At 69.5% G+C, this 26,996-nt stretch carries 1 protein-coding gene (cut by a window edge); it reads right to left on the bottom strand.

The genetic code is table 11. From position 1 onward, the window contains the following. Positions 1-26,995 carry the 5' portion of an autotransporter-associated beta strand repeat-containing protein gene (locus ACP2AH_RS19070; RefSeq protein WP_425107254.1) on the bottom strand. Its footprint begins 12,461 nt before the window's first position, so only the first 26,995 of its 39,456 coding nucleotides appear in the window; its start codon is at positions 26,993-26,995; its stop codon lies off the left edge, out of view. Between the last annotated feature and the right edge of the window lies 1 nt (position 26,996).

Here is a 26,996-nt window from a genome sequence, read left to right on the forward strand (position 1 = left end):
TCACCAGGGTCAGGGTCTGGGCGCCGGTGAGCTGATAGCCGTCGACCGCGAATTGCAGCCCGCTGGCGCTGATCGCGCTGCCGAGCGTCACCTCGCCGGCGGTGCCGTTGAAGATGGCGAGGCCGCCCTGGACCCAGGACGCGGCGATGGTGCCGTCGACATTGGTCCAGTTGGCGTTGGCCGCGTTCCAGGTGCCGGCGCCGCCGGTGATGGTGCCGCTGCCGGCGGTGCCGGCGCCGTTCCACCATTGGGTGGAGACGCCGTCGACGATGGCGATCAGATTGACCTGGCCGGCCACCGAGGTCTGGATCACGCTGCCCGACAGCGAGGCGGGCACGCCCGACAGGGTGAGCCCGTCGCCTTCCAGGGTGAGGGTGCCGGCATAGTCGATCAGCCGGTAGCTGCCGGCGGCGAAGCTGCCGCCGCCATTGACGGTGACGAGGCCGCCCGAGAGGGTGAGGTCGCCGGTGACATTGATGCGGTCGTTGAGCGCGCTGTCGGGATCGTTGGCCTTGACCAGGTTGAAGGCCAGGGTGGCGCCGGAGCCGACGGAGAGGTTGCCGCCGATGGACAGTTTGCCCGCAGTGCTGGCGGTGCCGGGCGTGAGGGTGGCGCCGGTGGCGAGGGTGACATTGCCGCCGATCGTGCCGCGGCCGGCAAGGGTGGCGCCGTTCGCCACCGAGGCCGCCCCGGCGATGCTGCCGTCGACCTGCAGCGTGCCGGCGGAGACGGTGGTGCCGCCGGTGTAGTCGTTGGTGCCGGAGAGGACGAGCGTGCCGGCGCCCGCCTTGGTCAGGCCGCCCGTGCCGGTGACGACACCGGACAGGGTGAGGGTGGTGGCGCTGTCGGTGCTGAGCGTGCCGCCGCCGGAGAGCGTCACGCCGCGCGCCGACGTGAAGCTGGCGGTGGTCGCCAGCGTGGCATTGGCGAGGGTAAGCCCGCCCGCCGCATTGCCGAGATTCGCGTCGGCCGCGATGGACAGCGTGCCGGCCGAGACCGTCGTGCCGCCAGTGTAGTCATTGCTGCCGGAGAGCACGAGCGTGCCGCTGCCCGCCTTGGTCAGGCCGCCATCGCCGGTGAGGACACCGGAGAGGGTGAGCGTGGTGTCGGAGGCGGAGTTGACCGTGCCGCCGCCGGCGAGCGTCACGCCGCGGGTCGAGGCGAAGGTCGCGGTGGTCGCCAGCGTGGCATTGGCGAGGGTGAGGTCGCCCTCCTCGTCGCCGAGATTGGCATCGGCCGCGATGGACAGCGTGCCGGCGGAGACCGTCGTGCTGCCGGTGTAGGTGTTGGTGCCGGAGAGGACGAGCGTGCCGCTGCCGGTCTTGGTCAGGCCGCCCGTGCCGGTGACGACACCGGAGAGGGTGAGAGTGGTGGCGGAGGCGGAGTTGACCGTGCCGCCACCGGAGAGCGTCACGCCACGCACTGACGTAAAGGTCGCGGTGGTCGCCAGCGTGGCGCCAGTGAGGGTGAGGCCGCCGTCTTCGTCGCCGAGATTGGCGTCGGCGCCGACCTGCAGCGTGCCAGCGGAGACGGTGGTGCCGCCAGTATAGTCGTTGGTGCCGGAGAGCACGAGCGTGCCGGCGCCCGCCTTGGTCAGGCCGCCCGTGCCGGTGAGGACGCCGGAGAGGGTGAGGGTGGTGGCGGAGGCGGTGCTGATGATGCCGCCGCCGGAGAGGGTGACGGCGCGGGCGGAGGCGAAGCTGGCGGTGGTTGCCAGCGTGGCGCCCGAGAGCGTCAGCCCGCCCGAGGCATCGCCCAGATTGGCATCCGCGCCGACCTGCAGCGTGCCCGCCGAGACGGTGGTGCCGCCGGTGTAGTCGTTGCTGCCGGAGAGCACCAGCGTGCCGCTGCCGATCTTGGTGAGGCCGCCGCTGCCGGTGATGACACCGGAGAGGGTGAGGGTGGTGGCCGAGGCGGTGCTGATGATGCCTCCGCCGGAGAGGGTGACGGCGCGGGCGGAGGCGAAGCTGGCGGTGGTTGCCAGCGTGGCGCCCGAGAGCGTCAGCCCGCCGGAGGTGTCGCCCAGCGCGCCGTCTGCGGCCACCTTCAGCGTGCCGGCGGTGACAAAGGTGCCGCCCGTATAGGAATTGCCTGTGAAGCTCAGTGTCAGCGTGCCCGTGCCCGCCTGGGTCAGCGCGCCGGACCCATCCATGGACCCCGAGAAGGAGGTGTCGTCGGAGCGGTTGAAGACGACCGCCCCGTTATTGCTCACATCGCCCAGCAGCACGCCGGAGGTGCCGCCATTGCCGATCTGCAGCGTGCCGGCGGAGATGGTGGCGCCACCGTCATTCTCGGTATTGGTGCCGGCGAGGATGAGCGTGCCGGTGCCGGTCTTCTGGATGACGCCGAGGCCGGTGATGGCGCCGGTCAGGGTCAAGGTGGTGCTGTCCGCCACCTGGAACGTGCCGCTGGAGGCGAAGGCGAGCGCCCGGGCCGAGGTGAAGGTGGCGGTGGTGGCCAGCGTGCCGCCATCGAGGGTGAGGCTCCCGAGCGCCCCGCCCGGTATGCCGCCGAGCGGGCCGCCCAGATTGGCGTCGGCGGACACCTGCAGGATGCCGGCTCTGAGCGTCGTGCCGCCGCTATAGGTGTTGGTGCCGCTGAGCACCAGCGTGCCGGCGCCGGCCTTGGTCAGGCCGCCCGAGCCCGACACGGTGCCGCTGAGGGTGAGCTTGCCAGCCCCCGTCGTGAAGATCGTATTGCTGCCCGACAGCGACACTGCGCGGGCGGAGGTGAACGTGTTGTTGGCGGTGTTGAGCGCCGCGTCGGCCAAAGCGAGGCTGCCCGTGTCCTTGCCCAGATTGGCATCGGCCGAGATCTGCAGCGTGCCGGCGGAGACGGTGGTGCCGCCCTCATAGGTGTTGGTGCCGGACAGCACCAGCGTGCCAGCGCCGGCCATGGTGAGCGCGCCCGTGCCGGACACGACGCCCGACAGGGTCAGGGTGGTGCCGGTCGCGGGGGCGAAGGTACCGCTGCCGGTGAGGCTCACCGCGCGGGCGGAGGTGAAGGTCGCGGTGGTCGCCAGCGTGCCGCCGGAGAGCGCGAGCCCACCCGAAGCATTGCCGAGATTGGCGTCGGCCGCGATGGACAGCGTACCCGCCGAGACGGTGGTGCCGCCCGAATAGGTGTTGGTGCCAGAGAGGGTGAGCGTGCCCGAACCCGCCTGCGTCACCGCGCCCGCGGCGGAGATCACGCCTGAGAAGGTGACGGCATCCGAGCGGTTGAAGGCGAGGACGCCATTGTTCACGACATTGCCGAGGATGCGGCCGGACGTACCCCCGTCGCCGATCTGCAGGGTGCCGGCGGAGATGGTGGTGCCGTTCTGATAGGTGTTGGTGCCTGACAGCACCAGCGTGCCCGCCCCGCTCTTGGTCAAAGCGCCGAGATTGCCCGATACCACGCCGCTAAGGGTCAGGGTGGTGCCGCTGGACGGCGCGATGGTGCCCCCGCCGGTGCCAATGTTGATCGCGCGGCTGGAGGTGAACGACGCCGTGGTGGCCAGCGCGCCGCCCGACAGGGAGAGCGACTTGGAGGCGTCACCGAGCGCGCCGTCCGCGTGGATCTGCAAGGTGCCGGCCTGGACGCTGGTGCCGCCCGAATAGGTGTTGGTGTCGGCGAGCACCAGCGTGCCCGCGCCCGCCTGGAGCAGCGCGCCGGTGCCGGACACGATGCCGGACAGGGTCAGGGTGGTGCCGCTGTCCGGGGCGAAGGTGCCGGCGCCGGTCAGCGTCACGCCCCGGGCGGACGTGATGTCGGCCGTGGTCTGGAGCGTGCCACCGGAGAGGACAAGGGCGCTGGAGGCGCCGCCCAGCGCGCTGTCGGACGCCACCTGAAGGACACCGGCCGCGATCGTGGTGTCGCCCGCATAGGTATTGGTGGCCGTCAGAACCAGCGTGCCGTCGCCGGACATGGTGAGCGCGCCGGTGCCGGAGATGATCCCGTTGAGGGTCAGTGTCGCGATGCCGACGGGCGCGAACGCGCCGGTGCCGGTGAGGGTGATGGCGCGGTTCGAGGAGAAGGTGTCGGAGGCGACCAGGGTGCCGCCGCCGGAAAGGCTCAGGCCGCCCGACGTGTCGCCGAGCTTGGCGTCCGAGGAGACCTGCAGCGTGCCCGCCGAAATGAGCGTGCCGCCCGCATAGAGGTTGTCGGCCGTGAGCGTCAGGGTGCCCGATCCGGCCTGCGTCACCGACCCCGTGCCGGAGATCGTACCGTCGAACGTCACCTCGTCGGTGCGGTTGAAGACGAGAGAGCCGTTATTGGTCACATCGCCGGTGATCGCGCCGGTGGTGCCGCCATCGCCGATCTGCAGCGTGCCGGCCGAAATGGTCGTGCCGCCCGTATAGCTGTTGGCGCCCGTCAACGTCAGCGTGCCGGTCCCCGCCTGCGTCAGGGAACCCTGGCCGGAAATCTCGCCCGAGAAGGTGACGGCGTCGGAGCGGTTGAAGACCAGCGCCGTGTCCACGCTCACATTGCCGGCGAGGCTGCCGGAGGTGCCGCCATCGCCGACCTGCAGCGTGCCGGCGGAGATGGTGGCGCCACCGTCATTCTCGGTATTGGTGCCGGCGAGGATGAGCGTGCCGGTGCCGGTCTTCTGGATGACGCCGAGGCCGGTGATGGCGCCGGTGAGCGTCAGGGTGGTGCCATCCGCCACCTGGAAGGTGCCGGCATTGGTGAAGTCGAGGGCGCGGCTCGAGCTGAAGGAGGCCGTGGTGGCCAGCGTGCCGCCGGCCATCGTCAGCCCGCCGGCCGCATCGCCGAGATTGGCGTCGGCGGAGACCTGAAGCGTGCCGGACCTCAGGCTGGTGCCGCCGCTATAGGTGTTGCTCCCCGACAGGATGAGCGTGCCGGCGGAACCCTTGGAGAGCGATCCCGCCCCCGAGATGGTGCCGCTGAGGGTGAGCGCGCCAGCCCCTGTGGTGGCCACCGTATTGCTGCCGGACAGCGACACCGCGCGGGTGGAGGTGAATGTGCTGTTGCCGGTATTGAGCGTCCCGTTGGCCAAAGTGAGGCTGCCCGCAGCGGCGCCGAGATTGCTGTCGGACGAAATCAGCAGCGTCCCGCCCGAGACCGTGGTGCCCCCCTGATAGGTGTTGGTGCCCGAGAGGGTGAGCCGCCCCGTACCCGCCATGGTGAGGCTGCCGGTGCCGGAGATCACGCCGGAGAGCGTCAGGTTGGTGTTCGTGGACGGCGTGAGCGTTCCGCTGCCGGTCAGGGTCACGGCGCGGGCGGAGGTGATGTTGCCGGTGGTCGCCAGCGTGCCGCCGGAGAGGGTGAGCCCACCCGATGCACCGCCCAGATTGGCGTCGGACGCCACGCTCAGCGTGCCCGCCGAAACCGTCGTCCCGCCCGTATAGGTGTTGGTGCCGGTGAGCACGAGCGTGCCAGCGCCGGCCATGGAGAGGGCGTCCCCGGAGACGACGCCCGACAGGGTCAGCGTGGTGGCGGTGGAGGGGGCGAAGGTGCCGGTGCCGGTCAGCGTGACGGCGCGGGCGGAGGTGAAGGTGGCGGTGGTTGCCAGCGTGCCGCCGGAGAGCGTCAGTCCGCCGGAGGTGTCGCCCAGCGCGCCGTCTGCGGCCACCTGCAGCGTGCCGGCGGTGACAAAGGTGCCGCCCGTATAGGCATTTCCTGTGAAGCTCAGTGTCAGCGTGCCCGTGCCCGCCTGGGTCAGCGAGCCGGACCCATCCATGGACCCCGAGAAGGAGGAGTCGTCGGAGCGATTGAAGACGACCGCCCCATTATTGCTGACATCGCCCAGCAGCACGCCGGAGGTGCCGCCATTGCCGATCTGCAGCGTGCCGGCGGAGATGGTGGCGCCACCGTCATTCTCGGTATTGGTGCCGGCGAGGATGAGCGTGCCGGTGCCGGTCTTCTGGATGACGCCGAGGCCGGTGATGGCGCCGGTGAGCGTCAGGGTGGTGCCATCCGCCACCTGGAAGGTGCCGGCATTGGTGAAGTCGAGGGCGCGGCTCGAGCTGAAGGAGGCCGTGGTGGCCAGCGTGCCGCCGGCCATCGTCAGCCCGCCGGCCGCATCGCCGAGATTGGCGTCGGCGGAGACCTGAAGCGTGCCGGACCTCAGGCTGGTGCCGCCGCTATAGGTGTTGCTCCCCGACAGGATGAGCGTGCCGGCGGAACCCTTGGAGAGCGATCCCGCCCCCGAGATGGTGCCGCTGAGGGTGAGCGCGCCAGCCCCTGTGGTGGCCACCGTATTGCTGCCGGACAGCGACACCGCGCGGGTGGAGGTGAATGTGCTGTTGCCGGTATTGAGCGTCCCGTTGGCCAAAGTGAGGCTGCCCGCAGCGGCGCCGAGATTGCTGTCGGACGAAATCAGCAGCGTCCCGCCCGAGACCGTGGTGCCCCCCTGATAGGTGTTGGTGCCCGAGAGGGTGAGCCGCCCCGTACCCGCCATGGTGAGGCTGCCGGTGCCGGAGATCACGCCGGAGAGCGTCAGGTTGGTGTTCGTGGACGGCGTGAGCGTTCCGCTGCCGGTCAGGGTCACGGCGCGGGCGGAGGTGATGTTGCCGGTGGTCGCCAGCGTGCCGCCGGAGAGGGTGAGCCCACCCGATGCACCGCCCAGATTGGCGTCGGACGCCACGCTCAGCGTGCCCGCCGAAACCGTCGTCCCGCCCGTATAGGTGTTGGTGCCGGTGAGCACGAGCGTGCCAGCGCCGGCCATGGAGAGGGCGTCCCCGGAGACGACGCCCGACAGGGTCAGCGTGGTGGCGGTGGAGGGGGCGAAGGTGCCGGTGCCGGTCAGCGTGACGGCGCGGGCGGAGGTGAAGGTGGCGGTGGTTGCCAGCGTGCCGCCGGAGAGCGTCAGTCCGCCGGAGGTGTCGCCCAGCGCGCCGTCTGCGGCCACCTGCAGCGTGCCGGCGGTGACAAAGGTGCCGCCCGTATAGGCATTTCCTGTGAAGCTCAGTGTCAGCGTGCCCGTGCCCGCCTGGGTCAGCGAGCCGGACCCATCCATGGACCCCGAGAAGGAGGAGTCGTCGGAGCGATTGAAGACGACCGCCCCATTATTGCTGACATCGCCCAGCAGCACGCCGGAGGTGCCGCCATTGCCGATCTGCAGCGTGCCGGCGGAGATGGTGGCGCCACCGTCATTCTCGGTATTGGTGCCGGCGAGGATGAGCGTGCCGGTGCCGGTCTTCTGGATGACGCCGAGGCCGGTGATGGCGCCGGTGAGCGTCAGGGTGGTGCCATCCGCCACCTGGAAGGTGCCGGCATTGGTGAAGTCGAGGGCGCGGCTCGAGCTGAAGGAGGCCGTGGTGGCCAGCGTGCCGCCGGCCATCGTCAGCCCGCCGGCCGCATCGCCGAGATTGGCGTCGGCGGAGACCTGAAGCGTGCCGGACCTCAGGCTGGTGCCGCCGCTATAGGTGTTGCTCCCCGACAGGATGAGCGTGCCGGCGGAACCCTTGGAGAGCGATCCCGCCCCCGAGATGGTGCCGCTGAGGGTGAGCGCGCCAGCCCCTGTGGTGGCCACCGTATTGCTGCCGGACAGCGACACCGCGCGGGTGGAGGTGAATGTGCTGTTGCCGGTATTGAGCGTCCCGTTGGCCAAAGTGAGGCTGCCCGCAGCGGCGCCGAGATTGCTGTCGGACGAAATCAGCAGCGTCCCGCCCGAGACCGTGGTGCCCCCCTGATAGGTGTTGGTGCCCGAGAGGGTGAGCCGCCCCGTACCCGCCATGGTGAGGCTGCCGGTGCCGGAGATCACGCCGGAGAGCGTCAGGTTGGTGTTCGTGGACGGCGTGAGCGTTCCGCTGCCGGTCAGGGTCACGGCGCGGGCGGAGGTGATGTTGCCGGTGGTCGCCAGCGTGCCGCCGGAGAGGGTGAGCCCACCCGATGCACCGCCCAGATTGGCGTCGGACGCCACGCTCAGCGTGCCCGCCGAAACCGTCGTCCCGCCCGTATAGGTGTTGGTGCCGGTGAGCACGAGCGTGCCAGCGCCGGCCATGGAGAGGGCGTCCCCGGAGACGACGCCCGACAGGGTCAGCGTGGTGGCGGTGGAGGGGGCGAAGGTGCCGGTGCCGGTCAGCGTGACGGCGCGGGCGGAGGTGAAGGTGGCGGTGGTTGCCAGCGTGCCGCCGGAGAGCGTCAGTCCGCCGGAGGTGTCGCCCAGCGCGCCGTCTGCGGCCACCTGCAGCGTGCCGGCGGTGACAAAGGTGCCGCCCGTATAGGAATTGCCTGTGAAGCTCAGTGTCAGCGTGCCCGTGCCCGCCTGGGTCAGCGCGCCGGACCCATCCATGGACCCCGAGAAGGAGGTGTCGTCGGAGCGGTTGAAGACGACCGCCCCGTTATTGCTCACATCGCCCAGCAGCACGCCGGAGGTGCCGCCATTGCCGATCTGCAGCGTGCCGGCGGAGATGGTGGCGCCACCGTCATTCTCGGTATTGGTGCCGGCGAGGATGAGCGTGCCGGTGCCGGTCTTCTGGATGACGCCGAGGCCGGTGATGGCGCCGGTGAGCGTCAGGGTGGTGCCATCCGCCACCTGGAAGGTGCCGGCATTGGTGAAGTCGAGGGCGCGGCTCGAGCTGAAGGAGGCCGTGGTGGCCAGCGTGCCGCCGGCCATCGTCAGCCCGCCGGCCGCATCGCCGAGATTGGCGTCGGCGGAGACCTGAAGCGTGCCGGACCTCAGGCTGGTGCCGCCGCTATAGGTGTTGCTCCCCGACAGGATGAGCGTGCCGGCGGAACCCTTGGAGAGCGATCCCGCCCCCGAGATGGTGCCGCTGAGGGTGAGCGCGCCAGCCCCTGTGGTGGCCACCGTATTGCTGCCGGACAGCGACACCGCGCGGGTGGAGGTGAATGTGCTGTTGCCGGTATTGAGCGTCCCGTTGGCCAAAGTGAGGCTGCCCGCAGCGGCGCCGAGATTGCTGTCGGACGAAATCAGCAGCGTCCCGCCCGAGACCGTGGTGCCCCCCTGATAGGTGTTGGTGCCCGAGAGGGTGAGCCGCCCCGTACCCGCCATGGTGAGGCTGCCGGTGCCGGAGATCACGCCGGAGAGCGTCAGGTTGGTGTTCGTGGACGGCGTGAGCGTTCCGCTGCCGGTCAGGGTCACGGCGCGGGCGGAGGTGATGTTGCCGGTGGTCGCCAGCGTGCCGCCGGAGAGGGTGAGCCCACCCGATGCACCGCCCAGATTGGCGTCGGACGCCACGCTCAGCGTGCCCGCCGAAACCGTCGTCCCGCCCGTATAGGTGTTGGTGCCGGTGAGCACGAGCGTGCCGCTGCCCGCCTTGGTAAGCGAGCCCGTGCCCGAGATGACGCCCGACAGGGTGAGCGCGGTGGCGTCAGCCGTGACGATGGTTGCGTTGCTGGTCAACGCGACGGTGCGGGCGGAGCTGAAGCTTGCCGTCGTGCTGAGCGTGCCCCCGGCAAAGGTCAACCCGCCGGCCGTGTTGCCCAGATTGGCATCGGCAGAGATTTGCAACGTCCCGGCGGAGATCGTCGTGCCGCCGCCATAGGTGTTGCTGCCGGAGAGCACCAGCGTGCCGGCGCCGGATTTGGTGAGCGATCCGTCGCCGGAGATAGTGCCCGACAGGGTGAGCGTGGTGTCGGCGTCGGTGCTGAAGGTGCCGGCGCCGGTGAGCGTGACGCTGCGTCCCGAGGCGAAGGTGGCGGTGGTCTTGAGTGTGCCGCCGTCGAAAGTCAGGTCGCCATAACCCAGCTTGTCTTCGCTGGACACCTGCAGCGTGCCGGCGTTCAGCTCGGTACCGCCTTCATAGGTGTTGTCTTCGGTGAGAACCAGCGTGCCGGCACCTGCCACCACGAGCGCGCCGCTACCCTCCAGAGAGCCGGTGAGGGTGAGCGTCGTCCCGGTCGCCACGGCGAAGACGCCATCGGCGGTGAAGTCGGCGCGGCGGTTCGAGGTGAAGGACGTCGTAGTGGCGAGCGTGCCGCCGGTGAAGACGAGCGCCCCCGCCGCATCGCCGAGATTGGCATCCGCGCCGACCGACAGCGTGCCGGCGGCGAGGGTGGTTCCGCCGAGATAGGTGTTGGAGCCGGTGAGAGTGAGCGTCCCGGTGCCCGTCTTGGCCAGCCCGCCGTCGCCGGAGAGCGCGCCGGACCAGGTGGCACCGAAGCCGTTGGTGTCGATGGTGGCGGTCGTTTCGGCGACGAGCGTCGCATTCACCGAGGTGACGAGATTGGCTCCGATGACCTGGATCGTGCCGCCGCCGAGATTGAACGCATAGGAGCCGGCCCCGCCGGTGTAGTTGCCCACCAGCCCGTCGCTGCCGCCCACCTGCAACGTGCCGCCGAGCAGATCGTAGCGGCCATTGCCATAGGCGGAGAGGTAGAGGTGCGAGCCCTCCGAGACTGTCAGCGTGCCGCCGGTCTGATAGATGGCGCCGGTGCCGTTATTGCTCGCGCCCACCTCGCGATTGCCGAGCACGAGGCTCGCCGGCCCATTTGCATCGGTCTGCAGGACGACGACCGCTGTGCCGCTGATGTTCAGCGTGCCGTTGCTCGCCGCGCGGGAGCCGGTGCTGCGGCCGAGATTATGGAGGCCGGAGACGAGATTGAGCGTGCCGGCGGAGATGTTGTAGGTGCCGGTGCCGCCCTGATTGCCGATGTTGAGGCTGGCGCAGTGAGAGACGTCGCCGCAGTTCCCCTGGACGTTAAGGGTGCCGCCGGTCTGGTTCACTGTGCCGGTGCCGCCCCAGTCACCGACCTGCAGCGCGACGCCGATATTGAGCGTGCCGCCGGTGAGGGTGAGGGTGCCGGTGTTCGCCGTGCCGGATGTGGTGCCGGAGCCCACCGCGAGATAGTCGATCGCGGTCGTGCCGCTGGCGACGGCGATCGAGCCGCCCTCGATATAGGCTTCGCCGCCGGTTATGGTGGCGTCGGCCAGCGTCAGGACGCCGCTGCCCCTCTTGCTGAACGTGCCGTAGGAGCTGTTCCAGCTATTGCCGGTATTGGTGAGGGTGCCGCTGAAGGTGCTGTCGGTGGCGGAGTCGAGGGTGAGCCGGTAGGTGTTGGTGGTGACCGTGCCGTCGCCGCTCAGGCCGGCGACGGTCTGGCTCGCGGTGAGGTTCAGCGTCGCGCCGTCGGCGATGCTGACCGCCGCGCTGCTGAAGAGCGCGCCCGCCGCCCCGGCGGTGAGGGTGCCCTCAGTGATCGTCAGCGTGCTGGAAGAGCTGTTGGCGCCGGTGAGGACCAGCGTGCCGGCCCCCGTCTTCGTCAGCGCACCTGCGCCGGAAATCGCCCCGGCAAGCGTTGCCGAACCGGAGGCGACATTGAGCGTCGCCGTAACGCCGGTGTTGACGACAAGAGCGTTCGCCACGCTGGTGCCGCTGCCAAAGGCCAGCGCCGCGTCGGCCGCGACCGTCGTCGCCCCGCTACCGAGCGCGCCATCCGCGCCGATCTGCAGCGTGCCGGCGGAAACCGTGGTGCCGCCGGAATAGGTGTTGGTCCCGGAAAGGACGAGCGTGCCCGCGCCGGACTTCACCAGCGCACCGCCCGAGACCACCCCGGAAAGGGTGAGAGTGGTGCCGGTGGCCGTGCTGAAGGTGCCGGTGCCGGTGAGCGTGACATTGCGGCTGGAACTGAAGGTGCCCGTCGTCGCCAGCGTGCCGCCGGCAAGGGTGAGCGTCCCGGTGCCCAGATTCTCGCTGGCGCTCACCTGCAGCGTGCCGGCGGAAACCGTGGTGCCGCCGCTATAGGTGTTGGTGCCGGAGAGGATCAGCGTGCCGCTGCCCGCCTGCGTCACCGAACCGCTGCCGGAAATCGCGCCGCCGAATGTGAAGCTGTCGGAGCGGTTGAAGGCCAGGACCGCGTTGTTGGTGACATCGCCGGCCAGGCTGCCGGAGGTGCCGCCATTGCCGATCTGCAGCGCGCCGGCCGAAATGGTGGTGCCGCCGCTATGCGTATCGGCGCCCGCCAGAATGAGGGTGCCCGCGCCGGTCTTCTGATAGGAGCCGGCGCCGGAAACGCTGCCCGTGAGGGTGAGGGTCAGGCCGGTATCGACATTGATGGCGCTGCTGCCGACCGCGGAGAAGCTGCGGGCGGAGGTGATGGAGTTAGCAACGATGGCCAGCGTGCTGGCGTCGAGCGTCACGCCGCCGGAGGCATCGCCCAGATTGCCGTCGCTGGAAATCTGCAGCGTGCCGCTGCCGGAGAGGATTGTGCCGCCGGAATAGGTGTTGGCGCCGGAGAGCACCAGCGTTCCCTCGCCGGCCATATTGACCGAGCCGGTGCCGGAGACGACCCCGGACAGGGTCAGCGTCGTGCTGGCGGCAGGGTTGAACGAACTATTGCCGGTGAGGGAGACGCCGCTGGCGTAGGTCAGTGTCTGGGTGGTGGCCAGCGTGCCGGTGCCGATGGCGAGCGTGCCGGTGCCGAGATTGCCGGTGCTTGAGATCTGCAGCACGCCGCCCGCGATGGTGGTGCCGCCCTGATAGGTATTCGCGCCCGAAAGCACCAGCGTGCCGCCGCCGGACTTGGTGAGCGCGCCGGTGCCGGAAACGATGCCGGAGAGGGTGAGCGTGGTGCCGGTCGAGGGCGAGAGTGTGCCCGTACCGGTAAGGGTGACGGCGCGCGCCGAGGTGAGGGTCGCCGTGCTGGCCAGCGTGCCACCGGAAAGGGTGAGACCGCCCGACGCGTTGCCGAGTCCGCTATCGGCCGCGACCTGCAGCGTGCCGGCAGAGACCGTTGTGCCGCCGGAATAAGTGTTGGTCCCGGAGAGGACGAGCGTGCCGGCGCCGGTCTTGGTCAGCGCGCCGCTGCTGGAGAGCTCCCCGGAAAGGGTAAGGGTGGTGCCGGTGGCGGTGTCGAATGTGCCTGAGGTGGTGAGCGTGACGGCGCGGCTGGAACTGAACGTGCCCGTGGTCGCCAGCGTGCCGTTGGAGAGGGTGAGCGCGCCCGTGCCCAGATTTGCGTCGGCGCCGACCTGAAGCGTTCCGCCGGAGACGGTGGTGCCGCCGGTGTAGGTGTTGCTGCCGGAGAGAACGAGGGTGCCGGCGCCGCTCTTGGTGAGGCGGCTGGAACCTGAGACGACGCCCGACAGGGTGAGCGTGGTGGCGGATCCGGTATTGATCGTGGCGTTGCCGTTCAGGGCCACGGTGCGCGCGGAACTGAAGGTGCCCGTCGTGGTCAACGTGCCGCTGGTGAAGGTGAGCCCGCCGGCCGTGTCGCCCAAATTGGCGTCGGATGAAATCTGCAACGTGCCAGCGGAGACAGTGGTGCCGCCGCTATAGGTGTTGGTGCCGGACAGGATCAGCGTCGCGGTGCCGCTCTTGGTCAACCCTCCCGTTCCCGAGACGGCACCGGAGAATGTGGTCGTGGCATTGATGGAGAGGGTGGCGTTGCCGTTCAGAGCGACCGTGCGGGCGGACGTCACGGCGCCCGATGTGGCGAGGGTGGCGCCGCCGGAAAGCGTGAGCCCGCCCGCCGCATTGCCCAGATTGGCGTCGGCGCTGATCGTCAGGGTGCCGCCGGTCACCGACGTGCCGCCCGAATAGGTATTGGTCCCCGAGAGGGAGAGCGAACCGTCGCCAGACTTGGTGAGGCTGCCGGTGCCTGAGATCACCCCGGACACGGTCAGCGTGGTGCCGGTGCTCGGGGTGAAGGTGCCGTTGCCGTTCAGCAGGACTGTCCGGGCAACGGTGATGCTTGCCGTCGTCGCCAGCGAGCCGCCGGTGAAGGTAATCCCGCCCGACGCGTTGCCGAGATTGCCGTTGTTGCCGATCTGCAGCGTGCCGGCCGAGATCGTGGTGCCGCCGGTATAGGTGTTGCTGGTGTTGCTGAGGATCAGCGTGCCAGCGCCGGACTTGATGAGTCCCCCTGCGCCCGAGACGACGCCCGACAAGGTGAGCGTCGTGCCCGTGGCGGGGGCGAGGGTACCAGCGCCGGTGAGGGCGACGGTGCGCGCGGACGTGAACGTCGCGGACGTCGCCAGCGTGCCGCCATTGAAGGTGAGGCCGCCGGTGCCGCCCAGATTGTTGTCGGCGCCGACCTGCAGCGTGCCGGCCGCGAGCGTGGTGCCGCCGGTATAGGTGTTGGTGCCCGACAAGATGAGCGTGCCGTAATCGCTCTTTTCCAGCCCCACCGTGCCAGCGAGCACGCTGGCGATGGTCGCGGTCGTGCTCGCGCCGGAAACGGTGCCGTCGCCGACGCGGATGAGGGTCGGCCCGGTACCGGCCAGCGTGAGCGTGCCGCCCGACACGGTGTAGCCGGAGGTGGCGAACTGCATGCCAACCGTGCTGACGGCGGTGGACGTACTGTCCACCGTCACCGTGCCGGCCGTCCCCGCGAAGACCGCGAAGCCGCTGTTCCAGGCCAGCGACGCGGTGCCGGCACTGTCGGTCCAGTTGGTGGTGGCGTCCGCTATCCAGGTGCCGCTGCCGCCCTGAATGGTGCCGGTGGCGGTGGTGGTGCTGCCGTTCCAGAACAGCGTCGACGAGGTGCCGCCACTGACGATGAGGTTGACCTTGCCGGCCACCGAGGTCTGCACCTCGGCGCTGTAGCCGCCCGAAAGCGTCGCCACATCAAGGCCATTGTCGGTGAGGCTGCCGGTGTAGCTGATGACGGTGTAGAGGCCGTTGCCGAAGCCTGCCCCCTGCGTCACGTTCAGCGTGCCGTCCAGCGTCACGCCGCCATTCACCGTGAACACGTTGCCGGCGAATGTGTTGCCGAGCGTGACGTTGACAGTGGAGCCCGAGGCGAGCTCCAGCCCGCCCATGGTGAGGCCGCTTCCCTGCACGCCGGTGAGCGTGCCGCCCGAGGCCACCTGCACCGTGCCGGCCACGCTGCCGGAGCCGGAAAGTGTGCCCCCCGAGACCGTCACCCCGCCTGCGATGCTGCCATTCACCGCCAGCGTGCCGGCGGAAACGGTGGTGCCGCCGGAATAGGTGTTAGCGCCGGACAGGGTGAGCGTGCCGCTGCCGGTCTTGGTCAGGCTGCCCGTGCCGGAGAGAACGCCGGAGAGCGTCAGGGTGGTGCTCGCGGCCGTATCGAGCCCGCTGGCGCCGGTGAGAGTCACGGCGCGCGCGGACGTGAAGCTGCCGAACGTGGCCAGCGTGCCGCCGGAGAGGGCGAGGCCGGTGGTGGAGACGCCGAGCGCGCTGTCGGCCGCGATCCTCAGTGTGCCGCCGGACACCGTGGTGCCGCCGGAATAGGTATTGGCGCCGGACAGGGTCAGGGTGCCGGTGCCGGTCTTGACCAGCGCGCCGGTGCTGGAGACCACCCCGCTGATGCTGAGCGTCGTGTCGGTGGCGGTGTTGAAGGTGCCGATGCCGGTGAGAACCACGCCGCGGTTGGAACTTATGTTAGCGGTCGTCGCCAGCGTGCCACCGTTGAAGGTGATGGAGCCGCCGCTATTGCCGAGATTGGCATCGGCGCCGATCTGCACGGTGCCGCCCGAAATCGTCGTGCCGTTCGTATAGGTATTGGTGCCGGAGAGCACGAGCGTGCCGGTACCGGTCTTGGTGAGGCTGCGGCTGCTGCCGCTGATAGCGCCCGAGAGGGTCAGCGTGGTGCCATCGGCCGTGTCGATGGTGCCATTGCTGGTCATGGTGATGGTGCGGGCGGAGCTGAAGGTGGCGATCGTCTCCAGCGAGCCGCCCGAAAAGGTGATTCCGCCCGACGCATTGCCGAGATTTTCATCGGCGGAAATCCTCAGCGGGCCGGCCGAGATCGTGGTGCCGCCGGTATAGGTGTTGGTGCCCGAGAGGATCAGGCGGCCGGCGCCGGCTTTGGTGAGTCCGCCGCTGCCGGAGATCGTGCCGGACACGGTCAGCGTGGTGTTGGCCTGGCTGAGGGTGCCGCCGCCGTTCAGCACGATGGCGCGGGTGAGAGTGAAGTTGGTGGCCGCGAGCGTGCCGCCGGCGAGCGTGATGCTCCCCGCCGCATTGCCGAGATTGGCGTCGGAGGTCACTGTCAGCGTGCCGCCTGATATCGTCGTGCCGCCGCTATAGGTGTTGGTGCCGGACAGGGTCAGGCTGCCGGTGCCGGCCTTGGTCAGGCCGCCCGAGCCGGAAATGACGTTTGAAAGGGTCAGCGTCGCGCCGCTGCCGGGGCTGATCGTGCCGCCGCCGCTCAGAGTGACGGCGCGGGTGGAGGCGAAGGTCACGGTGGTCGCCAGCGTGCCGCCCGCGAGCGTCAGCCCGGCCACTGCGCCCAGATTGGCGTCGGCGCTGACCTGTAGCGTGCCGGCGGAGATCGTCGTGCCGCCGGTATAGGTGTTGGTCCCGGACAGGATCAGCGTCCCGGCGCCGGACTTGGTGAGCGCGCCGGTCCCGGAGACCTCGCCGGACAGGGTCAGTGTCGTGGCACTGGCGGGAGAGAACGTGCCCGCCCCCGTGAGGGCGATGGTGCGGGCGGAGGTGAAGGACGCCGTCGTCGCCAGCGTGCCGCCATTGAAGGTCAGGCCGCCGGTCGTATCACCGAGATTGCCGTTGTTCGCGACCTGCAGCGTGCCGCCCGAGATCGTCGTGCCGCCGGTATAGGTGTTGGCGCCGGAGAGGATCAGCGTGCCGTAATCTCTCTTCTCCAGCCCCGCCGTGCCGGCGAGGATGCTGGAGATGGTCGCGGTCGTGCTCGCGCCGGACACGGTACCATCGCCGACGCGGATGGTGGCCGGTGCGGTGAGCGTGATCGTCCCGCCCGAGACGGTGTAGCCGGACGTGACAAACTGCATGCCGGTGGCATTGACGGCCCCGGCGCTGGTGTCCACCGTCACCGTGCCGGCGGTGCCCGAGAATACCGCGAAGCTGCCGTTCCACGCCTCGGAGACGCTGCCCGTGCTGTCGGTCCAGTTCGTCGTGCTGCCCGCCGTCCAGGTGCCGGTGCCGCCCTGGATGGTGCCGGTGGCGGTGGTCGTGCTGCCGTTCCAGAACAGCACCGTCGCGGCGCCGCCGCTGACCAGCAGATTCACCTTCCCCGCCACGGAGGTCTGCACCTGCGTCGTGTAGCCGCCGGTGAGCGGCGCTACCTCAAGCCCATTGTCGGTGAGGCTGCCGGTATAGCTGATGAAGGTATAGACGCCGGAGCCGAAGCCACCGGCCTGTGTCACGTTCAGCGTGCCGTCCAGCGTCAGGTCGCCATTCACCGTGAACACGCCGCCGGAGAAGCTGGTGGCGAGCGTGACGTTGAGGTTGGAGCCGGAGACGAGCTGCAGTCCGCCCATGGTCAGGGCGCTGCCCTGCGTGCCGGCGAGCGTGCCGCCCGAGGCGACCTGTACGGTGCCCGCCACGCTGCCGGTGCCGGCGAGCGTGCCGCCCGAGACCGTCACCCCGCCGGCGATGCTCCCGGTTACCGCCAGCGTGCCGGCGGAAACCGTCGTGCCGCCGGAATAGGTGTTGGCGCCGGACAGGCTGAGCGTGCCGGTGCCGGTCTTCACCAGCGCGCCGGTGCTGGAGACCACCCCGGAAAGCGTCAGGGCGGTGCCGGCGGCGGTGTTGAACGTACCGCTGCCGGTAAGCGTCACGGCGCGGGCGGAAGTGAGGCTGGCGGTCGTTGCCAGCGTAGCGCCGGAGAGGGTGAGGCCGGCGGAAGGGCTTCCAAGCGCGTTGTCGGCGGCGATCTGCAGTGTGCCGGCGGAAACCGTGGTGTCGCCAGTATACGTGTTCGTGCCGGTCAGGGCGAGAGTGCCGGTGCCGGTCTTCACCAGCGCGCCGGTGCCAGAGACCACCCCGGAGAGGGTGAGAGTGGTGGCGTCGGCGGTGTCGAATGTACCTGACGTGGTGAGCGTGACGGCGCGGCTGAAGCTGAAGGTCCCTGTCGTCGCCAGCGAGGCACCATTAATCACGAGGCCGCCTGTGACGCCGAGATTCGCGTCGGCGCTAACCTGCACGGTACCTGCGTTGATGGTTGTCCCGCCTTGAAAGGTGTTGGTGCCGGTGAGGACGAGCGTTCCCCCCCCGCCCTTGATGACCCCCCGGGCGCCGGACACAACGCCTGATAGGGTCAGGGTGGTGCTCGCAGCCGGCGTGATTGTTGTTGTGTTGACGGACAGCGTAATTGCGCGGGCGGAACTGAAGGTCGCCATCGTCTCCAGGGTGCCGGCGGACAGCGTCAAACCGCCAGAGGGGTCTCCCAGATTGGCATCGGCGAAAATCCGTAGCGTACCCCAAGTCAAGCTCGTTCCGCCGGCGTAGGTATTTGTGCCGGAAAGTTCAAGGCGGCCAGCGCCGCTTGCCGTCAGACTTCCCGAACCGGAGATGGTGCCGCTCAGGGCGAGTACGCCAACCAATGGTCTAATAGTGTTCGAGCCGGTCAGCGTGATGGACCGGGCGCTGGAGGGAACAGCTCCCGCACCGATGAAGAGCGCATTGGAGAGCGTTATCCCGCTCGCCGCGCTGCCTAGGTTGGCGTCGGAAGAGAATTGCAGCGTGCCGCCCGTCACGAACGTGCCGCCGGAATAGGTGTTGGCGCCGGACAGGATCAGCGTGCCGGCGCCGGACGCCGTGAGGCTGCCCGTGCCGGAAATCACACCGGACAGGGTCAGCGTGGTGCTGGTCGCGGGGCTGATCGCGCCGTTGCCGCTCAGGGTGATCGCGCGGGCGGAGGAGAAGGTCCCCGTCGTCGCCAGCGTGCCGCCGGTGAAGGTGAGGCCGCCCGAGGCATCGCCCAGATTGGCATCGGCCGCGACCTGCAGCGTTCCGGCCGCGAAGGTGGTGCCGCCCGTATAGGTGTTGCTGGCCGAGAGGATCAGCGTGCCGGCGCCGGTCTGGGCCAGCCCGCCGGTGCCGGACACCGCGCCGGAGAGGATCAGCGTGCCGGCGCCCGAGGAGGCGAGTGTGCCGGTGCCGGAGATCGCGCTGGTCAGGGTGAGCGTGGTGCCGGTGGCGGCGGCAATTCCCGAGGTGCCGCTGAACGTCACCGCGCGGGCGGAACTGAACGTGGCGGAGGTTGCCAGCGTGCCGCCGGAAAGGATGAGGCCGCCCGCCGCGTCGCCCAGATTGGCGTCGGCACCGATCTGCAGCGTGCCGGTCGAGATCGTGGTGCCGCCGGTATAGGTGTTGGCGGCGGAGAGGATCAGCGTGCCGTAATCGGTCTTTTCAAGTCCGCCCGTGCCGGTGAGCACGCTGGCGATCGTCGCCACCGTGCCGGCGCTGGAGACGACGCCGCTGCCGACGCGGATGAGGGTCGGCCCGGTGCCGGCGAGCGTCAGCGTGCCGCCCGTCACTGTATAGCCCGAGGTGACGAATTGCAGGCCGGTGGCGCTGACCGTGCCGGCGCTGTTGTCCACCGTCACCGTGCCTGCGGTGCCGGAGAAGATGGCGAAGCGGCCATCCCAGGCCTGCGAGACGGTGCCGAGGCCGTTGGTCCAGTTGGTAGTGCCGCTGCTCGCCGTCCAGGTGCCGCTGCCGCCGACCACCGTCCCGGTCGGGGAGGTCGTGCTGCCGTTCCAGAAGCGGTTGGTCGGGTCGGTGCCGTCGACGATGAGGTTGACCGCCCCCGCCACCGAGGTCTGCAACTGGCCGGTGAAGCCGTCGGTGAGCGGGGTCACCTCCATGCCGTTGTCGGTCAAGGTGCCGGTGTAGCTGATGATGCTGTAGACGCCGGTGCCGAAGCCCGCCGCCTGCGTCACGTTCAGCGTGCCGTCCAGCGTCAGGTCGCCATTCACCGTGAACACGGTGCCGGAACCGGCGGTCCCGAGCGTCACATTGACGTTGGTTCCGGAGGCGAGCTGCAGCCCGCCCATGGTGAGGCCCGCCCCCTGCGCTCCGGAGAGCGCCGCGCCGGAGGCCACCTGCACAACGCCCGCCACACTGCCGGTGCCAGAGAGCGTGCCGGCGGAGACCGTCGTGGTGCCGGTATAGGTGTTGGCGCCCGAGAGCGCGAGCGTGCCGGTGCCGGTCTTGGTCAGGCCGCCACTGCCGGAGATCACGCCGGAGAAGGTGGAGTCGGTGTTGTCGCCGCCGGCGGTGAGGCTATGGCTGCCCATCGCGAGCGTGCCCGCCCCCGCGAGGGAGCCGACCGTCTCACTGGCGTCGGTCAGCGTGACGCTGGCGCCGGAGGCGATGGTGAGGCGCGCGGCGTCGGCCAGCGCATTGCCCCCGCTCAGCGTCAGCGCGCCGGCCGAGACGCTCGTCGCGGCAGTCGAGCTGTTGGTGCCCGAAAGGGCGAGCGTGCCGGTGCCGGTCTTGGTGAGCGTTCCGCTGCCGGAAATGGCGCCGGAGAGGGTCAGAGTCGTTCCGCTGGCGGTGTTGAACGTGCTCGTGTTGCTGAGCGTCACCGCGCGGGCCGAACTGAAGCTCGCCGTGGTCGCCAGCGTTCCGCCGGAAAGGATGAGCGCGCTGCTGGCGCCGCCGAGATTGCTGTCGGCCGCGACCTGCAGCGTGCCGGACGCGACCTCGGTGCCGCCCGTATGGGTATTGGTCGCGGTCAGAACCAGCGTGCCGGCGCCGCCCATCACCAGCCGGCCGGCGCCGGATGTGGTGCCGGTGGCGGTCAGCGCGGTCCCTGCGGAGGGGGCGATCGTGCCGGTGCCGGTGAAGGTGAGGGCGCGGGCGGTGGAGAAGCTGGCGGTGGTCGCCAGCCGGCCGCCATTGAAGAACAGTCCGCCGCTCAGATTGCCGAGAAGCGTGTCCCGCGAGACCTGGATCGTGCCGGCATTGAAGCCTGTGCCGCCCGCATAAGTGTTGGCGCCAGCATAGGCCAGAACAAGCGTGCCCGTCCCGTTCTGAATGACGGAAGGTTCGGTCGGAAGAGTGCCCAGCGTCCCGATAAGACTGGTGAACGTCAGGGTGTCCGAGCGGTTGAAGACTACCCTTGTGCCATAGGCGAGTCGGATATACCCCGCATCACCGGTCGTGCCGCCATCGCCGATCTGCAACGTACCTTCGCGGACCGCGACCACGGTGGCGTAGAAATTTCCGGTCAGCGTAAGCGTGCCGCTGCCATATTTCTGGACGGAACCGGTGCCGGTGACGTTTCCAGAATAGGCGATATCATCATCACGGTCGAAGTTCAGCGCCCCACCCGTCATCGTGACATTGCCGACGAAGCTGCCGCTGGTGCCGTCGCCGATGGTCAGGTTGCCCTGCGTCACGGTGGTGCCGCCGGTATAGGTGTTGGTCCCGGTCAGGACATAGGTGCCGGCGCCCTTCTTCTCGAAGCTGCCGGTACCGGAAATATTGCCCGAGAAGGTCGTCGTTGTCGCAAAGCCGACATTCACCGCCAGCTGGGCGTTGTTGACGACATTGCCGGTGAGCGAGCCGCTGGTGCCGTCGCCGATTTCCAGCCGCCCGGCGGAAATCGTCGTTCCGCCGGAGAAATCATTGCTACCGGTGAGGAACAGCGTGCCGGCCCCGGTCTTGACGAGGCTGCCGGTGCCGGTGATCGCGCCGGCATAGGTCACATCGTCCGAGCGGTTGAACACCAGCGAAGCATCGTTGACGACACTGCCGACCAGCGAGCCCGTGGTGCCGCCATTGCCGATCTGCAGGATCCCGGCGGCGATGGTGGTGAGCCCGGTATAGGTGTTGGCGCCGGTCAGCACCAGCGTGCCGGTGCCGGTCTTGGTCAACGCGCCGCTGCCTGAGATCACGCCGGAAAGGGTCAGGGTGGTGCCGTCGGCCGGGTCGAGCGCGCCGGAGCTGGCGAGCGAGACATTGCGCGCCGAGGTGAAGCTCGTCGTTGTCGCCAGCGTGCCGCCATTGAGGATGAGCCCGCCCGCCGCGTCGCCGAGATTGGCGTCGGCGCTGACCTGCAGCGTGCCGGTGGAGAGCGTGGTGCCGCCGCTATAGCTGTTGCTGCCGGTGAGGATCAGCGTGCCGTAATCGGTCTTCTCCAGCCCGCCGGAGCCGATGAGCGTGCTGTCGATGGTCGTCACCATCGTCGCGTCGCTGACCGCGCCGCTGCCGACACGGATCTTCACCGGTGCGCTGCCGGAAAGGGTCAGCGCGCCGCCGGTCACCACATAGCCCGAGGTGACGAATTGCAGCCCCGTGGGGGTGATCGCCCCGTCGCTGGCGTCGATCGTCACCGTGCCGGCGGTGCCCTCGAAGATCGCGAAGCCGCCATTCCAGGCCTGCGCCACCGAGCCCGCGCTGTTGGTCCAGTTGGTGGTGCCGCCCGCCGTCCAGGTGCCGCTGCCGCCGGTGACGGTCCCCGACGCCGTGGTGGTGCTGCCGTTCCAGAACTCGATGGTCGAGACCGTGCCGTCGACGAGGAGGTTGACCTTGCCCGGTGCCGAAGTCTGCACCTCGCCGACATAGCCGCCGGTGAGCGGCACAAGATTGATGACGTTATTGGTGAGGCTGCCGGAGTAGCTGATGACGGTGTAGAGGCCGGTGCCGAAGCCCGCCGCTTGCGTCACATCAAGCGTGCCGTCGAGCGTCAGGTCGCCGGCGACATCGAAGACCCCGGCACTGGTGCCGAGCGTCACGGCGACTGTGGAGCCGGAGGACAGCACCAGCCCGCCCAGGGTGAAGCTGTCGCCCTGCACGCCCGCGAGCGTGCCGCCATTTTGCACCTGCGCGGTGCCGCCCAGCGTGCCGGTGCCCCGCAGCGTCGCGCCGCTGCTCGTCACCGCACCGCCGGCGAAGCTGCCGGTGAGGTTGAGCGTGCCGGCCGTGATATTGAGCGTGCCGGTGGCGCTGCTGGCGCCCGCAAGGGTCAGTGTGCCGGTGCCGGTCTTGGTGAGGCCGCCGGTGCCGGTGACGGCGCCGCCAAAGGTGAAGCTCTCATCGGTGCCGCCGAGGGTAAGGCTGTGGCTGCCGAGCGCGAGCGTGCCGGTGCCGGTGAGCGCGCCTATCGTCTCGTCGGCATTCAGCGACGCGGTGGCGTCGGTTTCGATGGCCAGCCGTGCGGCATCGGCCAGAGCGGCACCGCCGCTCAGCTCGAGCGTGCCAGCGGCAACCGCCATCGTGCCGGTAAAGCTGTTGGCGCCGGTCAGGACCAGCGTTCCGGTGCCGGACTTGGTGAGCGTGCCATCGCCGGAGATCACGCCGGAAAGCGTGAGGGTGGTCGCGTCGGCGGTGTTCAGCGTGCCCGTGCTGGCCAGCGCCACCGTGCGGGCGCTGGTGAAGCTCGCCGTCGTCGCCAGCGTGCCGCCATTGAAGGTAAGGCCGCCCGCCGCATTGCCGAGATTGGCGTCGGCCCTGACCTGCAGCGTGCCGGCGGTGAGCGTCGTGCCGCCGCTGTAGATGTTGGCCCCGGTGAGGATCAGCGTGCCGTAATCGGTCTTTTGCAGTCCGGCCGTGCCGGTCAGTTCACTGGCGATGGTCGCCAACGTCGCGGCGCCGGCCGTGGTGCCGTCGCCGACGCGGATCGTCGCCGGGGTGGAGCCGGTCAGCGTGAGCGGTCCGCCCGTCACCACATAGTCGGAGGTGACAAATTGCAGGCCGCTGGCGCTGACCGTGCCGGCGCCATTGTCCACCGTCACCGTGCCCGCCGTGCCCTGGAACACGGCGAAACCGCTGTTCCAGGGCAGTGCGGTATTGCCGAGGCCGTTGGTCCAGTTGGTCGTGCCGTCCGCTGTCCAGTTGCCGGCGCCGCCTTCGACCGTGCCCGTCGCCGTCGTGGTCGTGCCGTTCCAGAACCGGATCGTCGCATCCACCCCGTCGACAACGAGGTTGACCGCCTGCGGCACCGACGTCTGGATGGTGCCGGTGAGCCCGTCGCTCAACGGTGCAACATCAAGGCCGTTGTTGGTGAGAGAGCCTCGATAGGTGAAGATGCGGTAGACGCCGGTACCGAAACCCGCCGCCTCGGTCACATTCAGCGTGCCGTCCAGCGTCAGGTTGTTGTCCACGTCGAACACGCCGCCGACGGCGGCATCGCCCAGCGTGACATTCACCTGGGCGCCGGCATTGAGCGTCAGGTCGCGCGCGATGGACAGGCCCGCGCCCTGCGTGCCCTGAAGCGTGCCGCCGCTGGACACCACAACGGAGTTGAGACCGTTTCCGACAGTGCCGGTGCCGGTCAGCGTCCCGCCGCTCTGAACAGCAACCGGCCCGGTCGCAAGGCCGGTCACGTTGACCGTGCCGGCGGCGATGGTCAGCGTGCCGGTCGCGGGGCTGATGCCGCTGAGCGTCAGCGTCCCGGTGCCGGTCTTGGTCAGGCCGCCCGTGCCGGACATGGCGCCGGAGTAGGTCGAATCGGTATTGTCGCCACCGGTGGTGAGCGTGCTGCTGCCCAGCGCGAGAGTGCCGGCTCCGGCCAGCGAGCCCACGGTCTCGTTGGCCGCCAGCGAGACCGTCGCGCCAGTGCCGATGGTGAGGCGCGCCGTGTCGGAAAGCGAGGCGCCGCCGCTCAGCGCCAGCGTGCCGGCCGAAACCGTCGTCGCGCCGGTATAGGTGTTGAGGCCCGAAAGGGTGAGCGTGCCGGTGCCGGACTTGGTCAGCGTGCCGCTGCCGGAGATCATCCCGGAAAGGGTGAGGGTGGTGCCGGTGGCCGTGCTGAAGGTGCCGGTGCCCGTCAGCGTGACATTGCGGCTGGAACTGAAGGTGCCCGTCGTCGCCAGCGTCCCGCCGGAGAGGGTGAGGCCACCCGACGCGTTGCCGAGCCCGCTGTCGGCCCCGATCTGCAGCGTGCCGGCGGAAACCGTGGTGCCGCCGCTATAGGTGTTGGTGCCGGAGAGGATCAGCGTGCCGGTGCCCGCCTGCGTCACCGAGCCGCTGCCGGAAATCGCGCCGCCGAATGTGACGCTGTCGGAGCGGTTGAAGGCCAGGGCCGCGTTGTTGGTGACATCGCCGGCCAGGCTGCCGGAGGTGCCGCCATTGCCGATCTGCAGCGTGCCGGCGGAAACGGTCGTGCCGCCGACATGCGTGTCGGCGCCCGCCAGAATGAGGGTGCCCGCGCCGGTCTTCCGATAGGAGCCGGAGCCGGAGCCGGAGACACTGCCCGTGAGGGTGAGAGTCAGGCCGGTATCGACATTGATGGCGCTGGTGCCGACCGCGGTGAAGCTGCGGGCGGAGGTGATGGAGTTAGCAACGATGGCCAGCGTGCTGCCGTCGAGGGTGACGCCGCCGGAGGCGTCGCCCAGATTGCCGTCGCTGGAAATCTGCAGCGTGCCGCTGCCGGAGAGGATGGTGCCGCCGGAATAGGTGTTGGCACCGGAGAGCACCAGCGTTCCCTCGCCGGCCATGTTGACGGAGCCGGTGCCGGAGAGGACTCCGGAAAGGGTGAGCGTCGTGCTCGCGGCAGGGGTGAACGAACTGTTGCCGGTGAGGGAGACCCCGCTGGCATAGGTCAGGGTCTGGGTGGTGGCCAGCGTGCCGGTGCCGATGGCGAGCGTGCCGGTGCCGAGATTGCCGACGTTCGAGATCTCCAGCACGCCGCCCGCGATGGTGGTGCCGCCGTGATAGGTATTCGCGCCCGAAAGCACCAGCGTGCCGGCGCCGGACTTGGTGAGCGCGCCGGTGCCGGAAACGATGCCCGAGAGGGTGAGCGTGGTGCCGGTGGAGGGCGAGAGTGTGCCCGTGCCGGTGAGGGTAACGCCGCGCGTCGAGCTGAACGTCGCTGTGGTCGCGAGCGTGCCGCCATTGAAGATGAGCCCGCCGGCCGTGTCGCCGAGCGCGCTGTCGGCCGCGATCTGCAGCGTGCCGGCTGTGAGCGTGGTGCCGCCCGTATAGGTGTTGACGGCCGAAAGGGTGAGCGTGCCGGCGCCGGTCTTGTTCAGCCCGCCGCTGCCCGACAGAATTCCCGAGAGGGTGGCGCTGTTGCCGTTGGTGTCGACGGTCGCTGTTGCGCCCGTCTTCAGCGTCATGGCGTTCGAGGTGGTCAGCGTCGAGCCGACCTTCAGCGTGCCATTGCCGAAATTGAACGCGCCGGTGCCGCGAATGCCGTTGGTGCCGCCGACGGTAAAAATGCCGCCATCGAGGTTGAAGGTGCCGGTGCCGGAACCGAAGGAGAGATAGCTGCTGCCCGAAAGCGTGAGCGCGCCGCCGGTCAGGTTGACCGTGCCGGTGGAGCCGGAGACGCTGGCGAGAATGAGCGTGGTCGCCACGTTGGCGGACCCGCCCGAGATATTGAAGGTACCAGTACCCCCCGAGGCGGCGCCGAAGATCAGCTGCGGCGAGCCACCGGCATTCTGCACCGAGAGCGTGCCGGCGCTGAGGTTGTAGGTGCCGGTGCCGCCGGTGCCGTAATTGCTGTTATCGCCGCCGAAGCGGATGGGATTGACGAGCGCCAGCGTGACGACCGAACCGGCGCCGTTCTGGGTGATGGTGCCCGAACCCTTGGAATCGCCGACATAGAGTTGGCCGCCGGTGAAGCTGCCAGTGGTGATCGAGAACTGCGCGTTGTCGGAGATCGTGAGCGTACCGCTGGCAGTGGTTCCGCTTCCTCCCGCGCCGGACGTGCGCGAGCCGATATAGGCGGTCATTCCGCCCGACGAGGCGTCGAACACCGCGTCGCCCGAGAGGGAGTAGGTGCCTGTGCCGCCCTGCGTGCCGAGATCCAGACTGCCGACGCTGCTGAAGCGCACCGTGCCGCCGGACTGGTTGAAGGCGCCGGTCACGCCAGTGCCGCGGCCGATGGCGAGGCCGCCATAGTTCAGGCTGCCGGCATTGGCGACATAGAGCAGTTCGCCATCCGTCATGTTGACGGTGCCGGTGCCGCCTGTCGTGTTGGTGGCGCCGCCGCCTACCCAGATGCGGCCGATCGACGTTCCCGGCGCGGTGCTGGTGTCGGCCAGGTTCACCTGGATGGTGGCGCCGTCAATGTTTAGCGTGCCGGTGCCGCCATTGCCGATCTCGAGGCGGCCCGCCGAACTGCCGCTTGTAGTGTTGAGCGTGAGGACCGAGCCGGACTGGAGCGTGAGCGTGGCGTCCCCACCCGCGGTGCCGATATCGAAGGGCGAGGTGTTAAACGTCAGGTTCAGCGTGGTGCCGGCGCCCGGCAGCGTCCAGTCGGCTCCCGCGACGAAGGTGCTTCCGCCCTGGGCGGTAATGATGTCCGGCTGACCACTGGCGATGGCTGCGTTGACGGCCGCCGTGAAGCCGCTCTGGTCGGTGACGACGACGCTGTCGGCCCGGGCCTCGCCGGTGGGGGCGACATGCGCCAACACAGACAGTGCGGCGACACCCGCACACAGCCGCGCTGCGCGTGCTTTCAAC

Origin of the sequence: Ancylobacter sp., from assembly GCF_965249975.1 — a bacterium.
Classification (GTDB): Bacteria; Pseudomonadota; Alphaproteobacteria; order Rhizobiales; family Xanthobacteraceae; genus Ancylobacter.